The 14949-nt window shown below is 67.2% G+C and carries 13 protein-coding genes; 7 read left to right on the top strand and 6 right to left on the bottom strand.

The features are described 5' to 3' along the window. The first annotated feature begins 7 nt into the window (after positions 1–7). The 3 genes from N4264_RS05045 (at position 8) to N4264_RS05035 (ending at position 2569) form a co-directional block, all read left to right on the top strand. Positions 8–325, top strand: a complete 318-nt coding sequence (locus N4264_RS05045; RefSeq protein WP_261695982.1) for a hypothetical protein — start codon at positions 8–10, stop codon at positions 323–325. Between the two features lie 127 nt (positions 326–452). Continuing rightward, positions 453–1112: a protein-L-isoaspartate O-methyltransferase family protein gene (locus N4264_RS05040; RefSeq protein ID WP_261695981.1), complete on the top strand. Its 660-nt coding sequence runs from the start codon at positions 453–455 to the stop codon at positions 1110–1112. A 71-nt stretch (positions 1113–1183) separates the two neighbouring features. Beyond that, entirely contained in the window at positions 1184–2569 is a 1386-nt protein-coding gene (locus tag N4264_RS05035; RefSeq protein WP_261695980.1) for a TolC family outer membrane protein, read from the top strand. Between the two features lie 78 nt (positions 2570–2647). On the opposite strand, the gene waaA is transcribed toward N4264_RS05035, so the two are convergent. Both waaA and N4264_RS25685 read right to left on the bottom strand, forming a co-directional pair. Beyond that, a complete protein-coding gene (waaA, locus tag N4264_RS05030; RefSeq protein WP_343232002.1) occupies positions 2648–3721 on the bottom strand; it encodes a lipid IV(A) 3-deoxy-D-manno-octulosonic acid transferase in 1074 nt (357 codons plus the stop codon). Further along, positions 3721–3924: a hypothetical protein gene (locus tag N4264_RS25685; RefSeq protein ID WP_343232014.1), complete on the bottom strand. Its 204-nt coding sequence runs from the start codon at positions 3922–3924 to the stop codon at positions 3721–3723. The genes waaA and N4264_RS25685 overlap by 1 nt, the downstream gene beginning before the upstream one ends. A 106-nt stretch (positions 3925–4030) precedes the next feature. On the opposite strand from N4264_RS25685, the gene lpxL reads away from it, so the two are divergent. From lpxL to N4264_RS05015, 3 genes are all read left to right on the top strand, one after another. Then, positions 4031–4948 (top strand): LpxL/LpxP family Kdo(2)-lipid IV(A) lauroyl/palmitoleoyl acyltransferase, encoded by a 918-nt coding sequence (gene lpxL / locus N4264_RS05025; RefSeq protein WP_261695979.1) that lies wholly within the window; start codon positions 4031–4033, stop codon positions 4946–4948. Positions 4949–5140: 192 nt separating this feature from the next. Continuing rightward, complete coding sequence (locus N4264_RS05020; protein WP_261695978.1) at positions 5141–8011, top strand: DUF2339 domain-containing protein; 2871 nt, start codon at positions 5141–5143, stop codon at positions 8009–8011. Next, positions 8008–9420 (top strand): DUF3999 domain-containing protein, encoded by a 1413-nt coding sequence (locus N4264_RS05015; protein ID WP_261695977.1) that lies wholly within the window; start codon positions 8008–8010, stop codon positions 9418–9420. Before N4264_RS05020 ends, N4264_RS05015 begins: the two co-directional genes overlap by 4 nt. 19 nt (positions 9421–9439) lie before the next feature. On the opposite strand, the gene N4264_RS05010 is transcribed toward N4264_RS05015, so the two are convergent. The 4 genes from N4264_RS05010 to N4264_RS04995 form a co-directional block, all read right to left on the bottom strand. Then, entirely contained in the window at positions 9440–10198 is a 759-nt protein-coding gene (locus N4264_RS05010; protein WP_261695976.1) for a glycosyltransferase family 2 protein, read from the bottom strand. After that, complete coding sequence (locus tag N4264_RS05005; protein WP_261695975.1) at positions 10191–11456, bottom strand: O-antigen ligase family protein; 1266 nt, start codon at positions 11454–11456, stop codon at positions 10191–10193. Before N4264_RS05005 ends, N4264_RS05010 begins: the two co-directional genes overlap by 8 nt. 149 nt (positions 11457–11605) lie before the next feature. Further along, the gene (locus N4264_RS05000; RefSeq protein WP_261695974.1) at positions 11606–12751 is read right to left on the bottom strand and encodes a glycosyltransferase; all 1146 of its coding nucleotides are present in this window, start codon (positions 12749–12751) and stop codon (positions 11606–11608) included. 6 nt (positions 12752–12757) lie between these two features. Then, the gene (locus N4264_RS04995) at positions 12758–12967 is read right to left on the bottom strand and encodes a zinc-finger domain-containing protein (protein ID WP_261695973.1); all 210 of its coding nucleotides are present in this window, start codon (positions 12965–12967) and stop codon (positions 12758–12760) included. A 456-nt stretch (positions 12968–13423) separates the two neighbouring features. Between N4264_RS04995 and N4264_RS04990 the strand changes: the two genes are divergently transcribed. Next, the gene (locus tag N4264_RS04990) at positions 13424–14908 is read left to right on the top strand and encodes a tyrosinase family protein (protein ID WP_261695972.1); all 1485 of its coding nucleotides are present in this window, start codon (positions 13424–13426) and stop codon (positions 14906–14908) included. The last annotated feature ends 41 nt before the right edge of the window (positions 14909–14949 follow it).

The following is a 14949-nucleotide window of genomic DNA, read 5'->3' as shown; positions in this document are numbered from 1 at the left end:
GCCATCCATGCACCTGTTTCCCGAACTTCAACTGAGCCAATCCTTCAAACTGGCCCAGCGGGCATTCGCCGCACTGCTGGACGCGCGCCAGTTCGACCCGTCCCTCGCCCTGGCCGCCCGCGGAACGCTGGCCGCGATAGACCGGATCGAACAGGCGCGACTGACCCGCTGGCTGGCCTGGCAGTCGCACGCCCGCAACCCGCAGGCCCTTGGACGCATCGAACGGGTTGATCTTCGCCTCGCAGCCGGGGTCCTGCACGCCCGCGCCAGGCTGCCGGCCAGCGGACGTCCGGTGCTGTCCGGAAATCCCCGCCGGACAGCTTAAGATGAGGAATGTCAGATACTTGCGATGACTTCCGGCACTACGGGCGGAACCGGGGAAAAGCGATGCTCAATTGCCGCCAGGGGCGTCAGCGCCTATGCTTTCGCCCCTTTTTCCGTCGGAGCAAACCATGTCCCTGAACATTGAGAAGGCCAGGTTCAACATGGTCGAGCAACAGGTGCGACCGTGGGAGGTCCTCGACGCACGTGTTCTCGACGTGCTGACCCGCGTACCGCGCGAGGAATTCGTCGCGCCGGAGCACCGCCAGCTCGCGTTCGCGGACCTGGAACTGCCGCTCGGGCACGGCCAGTTCACGATGAAGCCGGTGATCGAAGGCCGCATCCTCCAGGCCATCCTGGTCCAGCCCCACGAACAGGTGCTGCAGATCGGTACCGGCTCGGGTTTCCTGGCCGCGTGCCTGGGCAAGCTGGCCAAGGACGTCGTCAGCGTCGAGCTGCATGAAGACCTGGCCAAGACCGCCCGCGAACGCCTGCAGAAGGCGGGAATCGGCAATGTGCGCATTGATGTCGCCGAGGCGGTGAATGGCTATCAGCCGGCGAACACTCAGTTCGACGTCATCGTCGTGACCGGCGCGGTGCATACCCTACCCGAGCGCTTCAAACGCTGGCTCAAGCCGGGCGGACGGATGTTCGCCGTGGTGGGCGAATCACCTGTCCAGCGCGCCGTGCTGGTGACGCGCGAGGGCGACAGCTACAAAGAAGAAAGCATTTTTGAAACCGATTTAGCGTATCTGGCGAACGCGGCACCTCCGAAGCGCTTCACGCTGTAAGACGACTTCGGCCGGGCGCCGCTGACGAAATTCGAGCCTTTAAGCAGGACGGCTCTTCTCAGGAAGCGACGATGACCAAGCAAAACCCATTCAAGCTGTTGCCCCTGTCACTGGCCCTGGCGCTGGTGCCCGCGCTCGCATCGGCCGAAGACCTCATCCAGATCTACGACCAGGCGCGCCAGAACGACGCCGTCCTGGCCGGCGCGGAAGCCCAGCGTCTCGCCACCCACGAAGGCGTGACCCAGGCAACCTCCCAGTTGCTGCCGCAGATCGGCGCGAGCCTGTCCTACACGGACCGGTCGCACGACAAGTATTCGGCGGGCATCGACCCGCGGGAAAACCCGCCTGAGTTCAAGTTCGGCACGGACTATGTCGATTCCAAGGGCACCACCCTCGGCGGAGAGCTGAAGCAGTCCATCATCGACCTGAGCAAGTGGACCGCCCGCAAGGCCGCGCAGGAACAGGCCAACCGCGGCGACGCCCTCTATACCCAGGCGGAGCAGGAATTGTCGATCCGCGTGGCCACGGCCTACTTCAATGTGCTGACTGCCGAAGACTCGCTGGCGTTCTCTCAGGCCGAGGAGAAAGCGCTCAGCCGCCAGCTCGACCAGGCACAGCAGCGCTTCGAAGTGGGTTTGTCGGCAATTACGGACGTCAACGAAGCGAAGGCCCAGCACGACTCCGCCCGCGCCGCGACAATCAATGCCCAGAATGCGCTCGATGATGCCCGCGAAGCCCTGCGCGAGCTGACCGCCAAAGAGCCCGCCAACCTGTCGCGCCTGCGCGAAGATCTTCCGCTGCAGGAACCGGTGCCCAATGACATGCAGGCCTGGGTTGACCGAGCGCTGGCGGACAATCCTTCCCTCAAAGCCCAGGAACACGCCGTTTCTGCCGCCAAGGCAAATATCAATACCGCACGCTCGGGCCATTTGCCGACGCTGTCGGGCAGCATCGCCTATTCGCGTTCGCCCAATTGGTCCGATTCCTCGGCCACGGGTGCATCTGGCAGCCTCCATGCCAATTCGAGGGATACCGACCGCGCTGTCACATTGACCTTGAGCGTGCCGATCTTCACCGGCGGCTATACGCAGTCGCGCGTGCGCCAGTCTGTGTACGAACGGGATTTCGCCGAAGACACCCTCGAACAGCAGAAGCGCGCACTGATCCGCAACACGCGCCTGAACTTCCGCGCCGTGGTTGCCGGTATCAGCGAAGTGGAAGCGCGCAAGCAGGCTGTCGTGTCGGCCAACAGCGCGCTGGAAGCCACCCAGGCCGGCTTCGAGGTCGGCACGCGCACCATCGTCGACGTGCTGCTGTCGCAGCGCCAGCTCTACCAGGCGCAGCGTGACTACTCGCAGGCCCGCCACAACTTCGTGCTCAACCAGCTGCGCCTGCGCCAGTCGGCCGGCAGCATCTCGCCGAAGGACCTGCAGGAAGTGAACGCACTACTCCAGTAGGCGTGCAACGACAACGCAGAAAAACAAAAAGCGGACATTGTCCGCTTTTTGTTTATGGAGCTATTGAAACCGGCCGCCTCAGCCGGCTTCGGCCAGCACGTGCTCGATCACCGCCAGGTTGCGCTCCACCGCACCGCGCTCGCGATCAAACACCTGGCGGGCGTTATCCCCCATCGCCAGGCGCGAACGCTCATCCGCCAGCAGGCGCACGATCTCGGCACCCAGCGCATCCGCATCGCGCAGCTGGCGCGCGCCGCCCTGTTCGAGCAGGTTTTCCGTGATCTCGGCGAAATTGAACGTATTGGGCCCGACGATCACCGGCACCGACAGCGCGGCAGGCTCCAGCACATTGTGGCCACCGATCTCCACCAGACTGCCGCCGACAAAGGCGACGTCGGCGGTGGCGTAGAACTGCAGCAATTCGCCCAGGGTATCGACCACAAAGCACTGGGTCGAGGCATCCGCATTCGCATCTTCCGTGCGGCAACGCGTGGCGAACCCGAAGCTCTTGCATGCCTGGGCAACCGGACGGAAACGCTCGGGGTGACGCGGGGCAATCAGCAGAAGCGCATCGGGAAAACGCCGCAGCACGCCCGCGTGCGCTTTGAGCACAGCGACCTCTTCGCCTTCGTGGGTGCTCGCGGCGATCCAGACAGGTCGATGCAGACCCCACTCGGCACGCAGGGCACGACCGCGCTCGGGCAGGTCTTCCGGCACCGCCATATCAAACTTGATGTTGCCGAGGACGGACAATCGCTGCGGATCAGCCCCCAGCTCCAGCAGGCGCTGTGCGTCGGCGGACGACTGCGCCGCCACGTGGCGTGCGGACCGGATCGCCAGCCGCGCGAGCGGTCGCACCGGGCCGTATCCGCGCAGACTCTTCTGCGACAGCCGCGCGTTGGCGACAACCAGCGGAATCCGCCGTCGCGCACATTCGTGGTAGAGATTGGGCCAGATCTCCGTCTCCATGATCACGCCGAGCTTAGGCTTTACCCGGTCCAGGAACCGCCGCACCGAGGCCGGCAGGTCGTACGGCAGGTAGACATGAAAGACCCGGTCGCCGAACAGGTGCTGCACCCGTTCCGACCCCGTCGGCGTGATCGTGGTGATCACGAAGGGGCAATCCGGATGGCGCCGCATCAGTGCTTCAATCAGGGGGACCGCGGCGTTGGCCTCGCCGACGGATACCGCGTGGATCCAGACGCTTTCCCGGAAACGCGGCGCGGGAAAAAGCCGAAGCGCTCGCGCCAGCGGCCCAGATAGCTGCGGTAATGCAGGCCACGACGTGCCAGCCGCATCAGAATGACCGGCGTCAGCAGGTACATCACCAGGGTGTAGAGAGAGCGCGGGAACACGTCGTACGCGGCAGCGGGGGCGGCGCAGTATAGAGCCTGGCACCGTCGCGCGACGCGTTCGCCAGCATGCCCAGACGGCGTCGGCGCCGCTACACTCCCGCGTCCAATGCCCGCGCCTTCCGATACATCCCCCTCCCTGCGATCGCCCCGCTACTGGCCATCACGCCTGGCGCTGGCGCTGGTCCGCGGCGTTGCCCGGCTGCCGCTGCCGGCATTGGACCGGCTTGGTCGCGTGCTCGGCGCGCTTGCCAAGGCATTGCTGTCGATGCGGCGCCGGGTGGCAGAACGGAACCTGGCGCTGTGCCTGCCCGGGTGGAGCGAAGCCGACCGCCGTGCGCTGCTCGCCGCCAACCTGCGTGATGCCGGGCGCATGCTGGTCGAGTTCGCGCTGGCCTGGTTCGGATCGGACGACGCCATCGCGCGCATCCCCTGCCAGATCGATGGGCTGGAACACCTCGAACGGGCCCGCGCGCAGGGGCGCGGCGTGCTGCTGGTCGGCGGCCATTTCTCGCATCTGGAACTGTGTGCGCGGCTGGTGTCGCGGCAAATCCGCATCGCCGGCATGTACCGCACCATGGACGACCCGGTTTTCGACCAGGCGGTGCTGGCCGCACGCCTGCGCTATGCCGATGCGATGTTCACCAAGGACGAACTGCGCGCGACGGTGAAATATCTCAAGGCCGGCGGCACGGTCTGGTACGCACCGGACCAGGACATGCGCGGCAAGGACGCGGTATTCGTGCCCTTCTTCGGCATACCGGCCGCGACGATCACGGCGACCCACCACCTGGCGCGGCTTTCGGGCGCGCTGGTGATCCCCTTTTTCCACCGGCGCGACACCCACGGGCAGTATTTCCTGCGCCTGGAAGCGCCGCTCGCCGACTTCCCGAGTGGCGATGTCATCGCCGACACGGCGCGTGTGAACGAGGCCGTCGAGGCCATGGTGCGCGAGGCGCCCGACCAGTATTTCTGGCTGCACAAGCGATTCAAGACACGACCTCCCGGCGAGCCGGCGGTCTACTAGGCCGCGAGCCCCTCGCGCGACGGGGCAGCCAGACAGGGGCAACGCCGGCGCCTGGCCGGGTTGCGGTGCGTGTCGGCAGTGACCGTCAGTCATTCTGTCGGCGTGTTCTCACCTTCCGTGAGGCCGGAACGAACCCTGGCCGTCCCCGGTCAGGATAAAGTGCATCCATACGCCGCGGGGGAAGGAGACACCATGGGCTGGCTGCTCGGCTTGATCGGCTTTTTTGCCGGTGCGTTCCTGGGCGGGGTGGTTTTCCGCCACGACCTGGGTTGGCTGGCGGCCCTGATCGGTGCGCTGATCGGCACGCTCTTTGGCCGCCTCGTCAGCCTCCAGCAGCGCCTGACCACCCTGGAAAAGTCGGTGGACGATCTTTACCAGGAGCACGCCACCGCCCAGGCGCTCCAGCGCGAAAGGGAGGGGGTACCGGCCGCCGTGGCCCGCCGGAGCCCCGAGGCGTCCCCGGCGCGCCCCGTTGCAGAACCTGCGCCACCGCCTGCGGCGGCTGTTCCGGAACCGGCGCCCACACCGGCCGTCACCGTGCCGCCGCCACCGGCCCAGGCACCGATCGATATCGAAGCCTTTGGTCTGGAACAGATCGCCGAGCCACCGCCGGTGACACCACCAGGACGGGCCGTGTTCGACCTCGGTGCCGACATTCCTCCCGCCGCGCCACCGAGGCCAGCCGCGCGTCCCTCGGTCGCCGCCGGGGCCGCCCGGCGCGTGGTCGTGGAAAACCGCGGACCGGATCCGATCGAGCGCACGGTCAACGCGGTAAAACGCTGGTTCACCGAAGGCAATGTGCCGGTGAAGATCGGCGTACTGGTGCTGTTCCTCGGCGTCGGCGCGTTGATGAAATACGCCGCGGACCAGGGCTGGCTGACGGTGCCGATCGAGGTCCGCCTGGCCGGCATCGCCGCCGTGGCCATTGCGGGCCTGCTGTTCGGGTGGAAGAAGCGCGAGAGCCATCGTGCCTTCGCGCTCAGCGTGCAGGGCGGCGCGATCGGCATGCTGGTGCTGGTGGTGTTCGGCGCCTACAAGCTCTATGGCCTGATACCCCCGACTGCCGCCTTTGTGCTGCTGGTATTGCTCGTCGCCTCGGCCGGTGTGCTGGCGGTCCTGCAGGATGCGATCGCGCTGGCCGTCCTGGGCCTGGTCGGCGGCTTCCTGGCGCCCATCCTGACCTCCAGCGACAGCGGCAACCACGTCGCCCTGTTCACCTACTACGCCGTGCTGAACGCAGCGATCTTCGGCATCGCCTGGTTCAAGCCCTGGCGTGTCCTGAATCTCCTGGGTTTTGCCTTCACCTTTGCCATCGGCACGGCCTGGGGAACGCTGAAATACCGTCCGGAAATGCTGGGCAGTACCGAGCCGTTCCTGATCCTGTTCTACGCGTTCTACCTGATCATCCCGGTGCTCTACGCCCTGCGCCAGCCAGAGGAACGCCGTGGCTTCGTCGACGGCAGCCTGGTGATCGGAACGCCGTTGCTGGGCTTTCCGCTGCAGGTGGCATTGCTCGACGGCGACCGCCAGCTGCTGGCGCTGTCGGCGCTGGTGCTGGGCTTCGTGCATATCGGCGTGGCGCTGTTCTCGTACCGGCGCCTGCGCCTGACCTTGCTGGGCCAGACCCACGCCCTGCTGGCCCTGGGCTTCGCCACGCTGGCGGTGCCACTGGCCTTGTCCGCGCGCTCCACGGCCTGCGCCTGGGCCGTGGAAGGCGTTGCCCTGGTGTGGCTCGGTTTGCGCCAGGACCGGCGCCTGCCGCGCTTCATCGGCTACGGCCTGCAGCTGGCCGCAGCGGTGTCGGTCATCGTTTCCGGCCTGGGCGGCAGCGTTGCCGAAGGGGAACTGGCGATTTTCAACGGCGAGTTTCTCGCGCTTGCACTGATCTTTGCCGCCGCCTTGACCACCTACCGCCTGCTCGCCGCGGTGGAGGGGGAACAGGCCGGTGCGCGCCTGTTCTTCGCCTGGGCTGGCCTGTGGTGGGTCGTGCTGGGTGCCAACGAAATCGGCCGGTTTGCCATACCGGACATGCGGCCCAACTGGGTGCTGGCGTTCCTGGGCCTGTCGGTCACGCTGGCGGCGGAGCTGCGCCGGCGCCTGGCTTGGCAGGAATGCACCTGGCCCGCCATTGCCGGTGTGCTGGTGGCACCGCTGCTCATCGCGCCCACACACCACGTCAATCATGGCCCCCTGGGCGGCGTCGGACTGGCCGCCTGGCTGGGCTGGTTCGTCGTCAGCCTGCGCGCCCAGGTGAACTTCGAGACGATCCGGGCGCCGGCGCGTCCGCTGATCCACTTCGTGCACACCGCAACCTGGGTGGTGCTGCTGGCCGTGGAGGCGGCCTACCTGACCCACACGCGGTTCCAGCTGCAGCCGCTCTGGCAGGTGCTCGCCGCATTGCTGCCGGTCGCAGTTGCCTTTATTGCGGTGCTGACACGGTTCACACCGGTACGCTATCCGTTCGGAGAAGCGGCGGAAGACGTCCGCCTGCCGCTGGCAGGCTCGCTCCTGGTTGTCCTGGCCATGGCCTGGCTGGCGGGCCTGCTTGCCGAGGGCGCGCCGACGCCGCTCACCTACATCCCCGTGGTCAATCCGCTGGAGCTGTCGCAGATCGCGCTGGTGCTCTTCCTGCTGGTCTGGTCGCGCCGCCACGCGGACGATGTACCGGCTTTTGATCCGCAGTCGCGCGCCCAGATCGCGGCCGTCCTGGGTTTCATCCTGCTCACCAGCATCACCCTGCGCTGCGTGCACTTCATCGGCGGCGTGCCCTGGACGGCAGAAATGGCGCGTTCAGCGCTGGCGCAGGCCAGCCTGTCGGTGGTCTGGTGCCTGGCCGGCTTTACGGCGATGGTCACCGGCGCGCGGCGGCGGTCGCGGCCCCTGTGGATGGGCGGTGCCGGCCTGGTGGGCCTGGTCATCGCCAAGCTGCTGGTGATCGACCGCAGCCACCTGTCGGACCTGTCCGCCATCGTTGGCGTCCTGGCCGTGGGCAGCCTGTTGATGATCGTGGGCTGGTTTGCACCCAACCCGCCGCGTATGACGCCTGAAGGGGGCGAGCAATGAACGCCTTACCGTGGACCTTGCGCGCCGGACTCGCTGCCGCGCTGGTTTTCTGCAGCACCGCCGATGCCGGCCAGCGCACCGACTATGCGCGCGAATGGCCGTTGACCTTGAGCCGCGATGACGGCGGCGCATACCGGGTCACGCTGACCGAGGCCATCTATGCGTCGGTGCAGAACCCCGCGCTGACGGATATCGAAGTCTTCAATGCCAACGGCGAATCCGTGCCAGCGGCGCTGTTCGGTCCCGAGGCGCCGCTGGCCCGGCACAGTGGCCCGCAGTCGATGGACCTGCGCTGGTTTCCACTGCCCGCCGCCGACAGCGCGGACAACCGCGGCGGTGCCTGGGAACTGCATGCCGAGCGGGACGACAGCGGCCGCGTGAGCCGCGTGGACGTCCGGATTCTCGACCCGACCGCGCCCAAGCCGCCCAGCCGAGCCGTGCTGCTGGATGTCAGCCAGATACACGACACCATCGGCACGCTGCGCTTCGAGTGGGACAGCCGGAAGGTGCCGGTGACCGCCACCTATGTCATCGAGGAAAGTGCTGACCTGAACCACTGGCGCGCCACCCCGCTGCGCGGAAGCCTGGTGCGCATCAGTAACAATGGCGCCGAAGTCGTCCGTGACTTCATCCCGCTGCACGGACGCTACGGCCCGTACCTGCGCCTGACACCGCTGAATGACAACGAGGCCGTGACCTTCACCCGGATCAGCGCTGATTTCGAATCGACGCCCGTCGAGCCCACATGGAGCTGGTTGCCGGTGGACGGACGCCGCGTCGAAGACGCCCAGGGAGTGCATTTCGAGTACGAACTTCCCGGCCGCATTCCGGCGGCGCGGGTGGACCTGCTGCCGGGCACCGGCAACAGTGTGTTCGAGTGGCGCCTGTCCAGCCGGGATCGCACGGAAGGCACCTGGACTTTCCGCGGCGGCCCATGGATGAGCTACGAAGTGAGCGCCGGCGGTGCAGTGGAGCGCTCGGCACAACGCGCTATCGATCCGGCAGCGCGCGACCGCTACTGGCGGGTCGATGCCGCCGTTCCCGGCGGCGGACAGCCGCAGCTGCGCCTGGGGTATCGCCCCGAGGTCATCGTGTTCCTCGCACAGGGCCCGGGCCCGTTCAGCATTGCAGCCGGCAGCGTGAAGTCGCACCGCGCGGATGCGCCCATCGTGGCCCTGGTGAACGAACTGCGCGCACGCCGCGGTGGCCAGTGGCAGCCCTCGGCCGCGTACCCAGCGACGGCGCGCCAGCTGGCCGGCTCGCAGGCCCTGGTGACGCCGGCGCCTCCACCCAGGCCGGTCGACTGGAAATCCTGGCTGCTCTGGGCGCTTCTGGCGGGCGGCACGCTGGTCGTGGTCGGCCTGGCGCTGCAGCTGCTGCGTAAACCGGAACCTCCGCCCGGCGAATGAAGCTACGCCATCGGCAGCATTACGGCGTCGGCGGCTGCCGCGTGGCCTCGTACAGCTTCGCGTATTTGAGGAACACGTAATACGCGCTGCTGACCGCGTTGATGAACCCGGCCCAGCCGTCCAGGAACCAGCGCTTGCCGATGTACTGGCGCAGGAAGAAGAACGCCGGATACAGCGTCAGGCGCAGCGCCAGGAAGCGCTGGCGGCGCTGCCGCTTGTGCGCCACCAGGCCGGTGGAATACGCGTTGATCTTGCTCACTTTGGTATGGATATCGGGCTCGCCGTGATGCACGAACTCGGCGGCGGCCAGCACCACCACCGGCTCACGCGTGTCCGGCGCGGCATGCACCGGTATGGCATTCATGCGCACGCGCTGCCGGTCGAACAGGCGCAGGTGCGCATTGAGCCGGACGCCGCGGTGATTGAATGTCCAGAACACCTGTTCGCGACGCGGCAGACGGAACCCCGCCACCTTTGGATCGACCAGCGCGGCTTCAATCGCCGCACGCGCCGGTGGAGCCAGTGCTTCGTCCGCATCCAGCAGCAGTACCCAGCGGTGTGCAGCCTTGTCGATCGCGCTCTGTTTCTGCGCCGAGTAGCCCTTGAAGGGTTCGGTAAAAATGCGCGCGCCGTATTTGGCCGCTATCGCCAGTGTCGCGTCGCTCGAACCGGAATCGAGCAGGACGATGTCGTCTGCCCAGGCCACGCTCGCCAGGCATTGTTCCAGCGTCGCCGCGTTATTGAGCGTGGTGACCACGACGTTCAGGGGTTCACGCATCGCGGTTCCTCGTCGTATCGGGCATCGCATACAAGGCGGCGCAGTACAACGCCACCAGCCACCAGAACAGCAGGCCCCACCAGGCGGAATAGAACGCCAGGTGTGTGTTGAGCGGAAACAGCATCGCCGCGAGTGCCACTGCCGGCGTGAACGCGCGCTCGCGCGCCGCGGCATCGGCCCGATGCCAGGCGCGCCAGGCCAGCGCGAGGGCGAGCAGCCACAACGCCAGCCCGGCCGCACCGGTTTCGCTCAGCACTTCCAGCACCCAGTGGTGCGCGTGCGCGGCGCCGGGGCTTCCGGGATAGATGAACGCATCGCCGGGCTGCGCGTGGGTCGCATAGGCATAGCGGAATCCACGCACGCCGACGCCGTTGAGCGGGTGCGCGGCAATCATCGACTCGGCTGTCTGCCAGATCCGCAGCCGCCCGGCGAGCGCGCGGTCCACTGCCTCGGTCGAGCCGCTGAACAGCAGCAGGGTGCGATCCACGCGCGCCGCGAAGGCCTCTGACGTGCGCCAGCCCACGAAGCCTGCCGCCAGTGCGAACAGGGCCAGCCCGCCGGTCCACGCGAAGAAGCGCCAACGCGAGGCCGTCTCGCGCCACAGAAAAGCCGTGCCCACCAGCCCGAACACCAGCCAGCTCGCGCGCGAACCCGAGAGCAGTACCGGCACGAGCGTGATCACGATGGCCAGCAGCAACCCCCGGCGTCCCCAGCGCTGCCGCGCTGCCTGGAGAACAAAGGGCGAGAGCGTCGCCAGCACGGGGCCGAACTTGAGGTTGTCGGCACCAAACACGCCGGAGAGGCGCTCCGCTTCCGCAGCGCCCCCCAGGCTATGGCCCGTGATCGCCTGCAACCAGGCATCGGCCAACCAGAACGTCACCACGATCGCCACGCCCGTTTCGACCGGCCGTACCGTCGCCGCCCGCCGCATCGCGAAGGCGGCATACAGGCCCAGGGGGAAGAAGCGCAGGGCCGAAGCCACCGTGCCCCAGCTCTTGCCCGGCGCAACCGCGTCGATCGCCGAAACCAGTGCGGCCAGGCCATAGCAGGCGCACAGCGCAACGAACAGGCGCGCACCGGGGTGCTCCGCCAGCGCCCGCGGGTGACGCGCAAACAGAAACAGGCAGCCGATCAGGCACAGCACGATGACCACCTCGGCGCTGCGCCCGAACGGCAGCAGCGCGGGCAGTGCCCAGATCGGCAACAGGGGTGAGGTCAGCACGCCGCGCAGGCGGGCCGCCGGTGAGATCGATTCCATGCAGCCGGCGATCATACGCGATGGCCGGACTTCACTTGCGGTAACGCCCTGGGGAATGGTCTGAACACGCCGCGGGATCGAATTTCCACCGGCGCGAACGTGCCCTGCCCTGCCCCACCGCGCCACAGCGCGGCCTTGCTCAGATCTTCTCAGCTCATGGCGTAGGTGGATCGCAGCGCGGCGTGATCGCCCGTGACGAGGGCGTCGTAGAGGGACAAGGTAGCCCTCTGCATGTCCGCCAACAGGTAGCGGCGCAGCGGTGGAATCGCCGGCGCCAGGCGCAGCAGTTCTGCCGCGCGTTCGACCAGGCGCCCGAAATCATCAAACGGAACGCGGCCGGATGGATACAACTCGCTCAGCAACTCGCCCACGCCGCCCTGGGCGTAGCCCAGCACCGGACGGCACAGGGCCAATGCCTCGATGACTGTCCGGCCAAAGGCCTCGGGCTTGTTCGACAGCTGCAGCACCAGCGCACTGGCCGCGTAGACGTCGCGCACATCCGAGCGCGGCTCGGACAGCACCACGCGATCGGTCAGCCCGCGTTCCTCGATCAGGCGACGCAGCTCCGCCACGTAAGCGGCCCGCTTGGGTTCGACCACGCCCAGCAGCAGCAGGCGGGTCTCGATGCCGCGGTTCTTCAGCGCAGCGACCAGGTCGATGGCGTCCTTGTGCCCCTTCAGCCGCGTACCGCGGCCCGGAAGCGTCAGGAGCGGTGCGCCCGCCAGCTGGGGGTACTGGGCGTAGAAACCGTTGAGCCATTCCTCGTCGGGCCGGTGGCCGTAGGGGAACTCCTCCGGGTCAATGCCTCGCGGGATGACCACGATGCGCAGCGGGTCGATCTCGTAGTGCCGGATCAGGTAGTCGCGCACGGTGTGCGACACCGCGATCACACGCTCGCCGCGCGTCATGATGGCGCTATAGCGCCCGGGCGAGTTCAGGCCATGCACCGTGGTGACGAAGTGCATGCTCGAGGGCATGCCCTTGAGTGCGAAATGGGCCAGCCACGCCGGCACGCGCGAGCGCGCGTGGACGATGTCGGGCTGGATCTCGCTGAACAGCCGCCGCAGCCCGCCGATGTGGCGGAGGCTCAGCAACGACTTCTGCCCGATGGACCGGACGATGTGCTCACTGCCCTGCTCGACCAGGCGTGGCACGAGGCGGCCGCCGCCGGAAATGACCACCGACCGGTGCCCGGCAGCCGCCAGGGCCGCCCCTACTTCCAGCACCGAACGCTCGACGCCTCCCGTATCCAGGGCGGGCGCCAGCTGCACGACGGTGAGTCGACGACCCTCCACGAGACCCTACGACTTCAGAACGTACTGTGCGCCGCAGTAAGGGCACACGGAATGGCCGCCCTCGTCCTCGATCGGCAGATAGACCTTCGGATGGGAGTTCCAAAGGCTCATGCCGGGCATCGGACAGGACAACGGCAGGTCGGCACGCGTCACTTCGTAACGGTTCTCGGCATTGGCGGGTATGGTCTTCGCCGCCGCGGGATTGGGTCGGGACATGGGGAATTCCGGACGAATGCGGTTAAAGCGGCAAGTCTACCAGTTCGCAATAGGTGACCGGATGCACGGTTTGTGCCCAGATGGAGCGCCGGTATCGGACCGGATTCGTCGAGGGCGGTCGTTGGCGCGCCCGTCGTCGCCCCGCGGCCATCACCCCTGGCGGCCCGCGGGTGCCGCCTTTGCCAGCGCCCGGCCCTGGCACCCCGGCCGGGATGGCCGGAGCGCCGCACCGGGCGATCGATAACTATACACGTATCCACTTTTGTGATTGGATACGAAACGGGGCATGCGACAAGTAAACCGGCGGGCCGGCAACGCCCCGCGCCGCCTGCGTCCTGCTGCCGCCGCATCGGCGGATCCACCCGCGTTACCTTGCGTGGACGCGATTGCCCTGCCGCCACAGGCAGGTACCGGCGTCCGGTCCGTCCTTACTCTTTCGATCCCGGGGAAAACGTCATGGCAACTCGCAGAACCGTGCTCAAGACGATGCTCACCAGCGGCGTTGCCGTCGCCTTCTGCGGCAGCCTGGATGGCCTGGCCGCCTTCGTGAAAAGTACCTTGCGCGTGCGGCGCAGCCTGCACGGCATGGCGCTGGATGATCCGGACCTGGACGCCTACCGCAGCTTCGTCGGCACCATGCAGGGCTACGACCAGACCAAGCCGGTCAGCTGGCTGGGCTACTCGCTGCAGCACGGCGAGTACGACGGCGATTACAAATACTGCCCGCACGGCGACTGGTATTTCCTGCCCTGGCACCGCGAGTACGTGCTGATGTACGAGAACGCCGTGCGTGCCATCACCGGCCATGACGGCTTTGCCATGCCCTTCTGGGACTGGACCGTCGACCGCGTCCTGCCGGCCGCCTTCACCGAGCCGACCTACAACGGCAAGCCCAATCCGCTGTACGTGAAGGACCGCACGCTCAGCAATCCGCAGCACTGGCCGCTGCCGGACCGCATCGTCGGCCCGGACGTGATGAAGGCCATCTACGCCGAGACCGACTTCCAGCTCTTCGGCACGAGCAAGAACCCCGAACAGGACGACCTGGACATGAGCTGGGTCGTTGCCGGCGGCGGTACCCAGGGAATCCTCGAGCGTACTCCGCACAACACGGTTCACAACTGGATCGGCGCGTTCATGCCCACCGCCGGCTCGCCGCGCGATCCGATCTTTTTCATGCACCATTCCAACATCGATCGCATCTGGGCGTACTGGAACGCCCTGGGCCGCAGCAATACCAGCGGCATGGATGCCGACACGCAGCGGCTCTGGTTGCAGATGAACTTCAAGGACAACTACCTGCGCCCGGATGGCACGCCGTACAGCGTGCAGGTGATTGATGTCCAGGACACCGAGGCGCTCGGCTACACCTACGAGGGACTCCCCAAGGCCGATTTCGCGCAGACCGAGACCTCGCGCAACAACCGTCTGCTCTCGCTCTTTGCAACCGGCGCAGGCATGCGCGGCACCACCGATGGCCTGAGCATGCTGCCGACCACCAACACCGTGCCGGCCACACCCGCCAAGCCCCTGGTGCAACGGGTGCGCATGCACGGGTCCACGCGCCAGTCCGTACTCAGCGCCAGCGCCGACAGCACGCGGCGCACGGAAGTGTTCGCCCTGATCAAGGACATGCAGGCCACACCGAACATCGAAGGCGTGCGGGTCTTTGTCAATGCGGAAAACCTCACCGCCAGCACGCCCGATACCGACCCCCACTTCGTCACCGAGATCGCCTTCCTGAAACACGGCAAGGGCGGACACCACAAGGCCCCGCCCTCGGCCCTGGTGGATCTGACGCCGGCACTGCGCAAACTCGGCCAGCAAGGCGCCCTCAAGGACGACACGGTCAGCGTGCACCTGCTGCCGATCCTGCGCGAAGGCACCAAGGCCAACGGCGAACAGGTCGTCCCGGCCTCGGTCGAGATTGCCGTGCTGTAACGCGCTCACGCGGGGCACCGTCGCGGGCAGGAACCGGCACA

The organism is Tahibacter amnicola (assembly GCF_025398735.1).
In the GTDB taxonomy this organism is placed as follows: domain Bacteria; phylum Pseudomonadota; class Gammaproteobacteria; order Xanthomonadales; family Rhodanobacteraceae; genus Tahibacter; species Tahibacter amnicola.
Note: the sequence above shows the minus strand (reverse complement) of the source record. Positions and strands in the feature narration are given on the sequence as shown.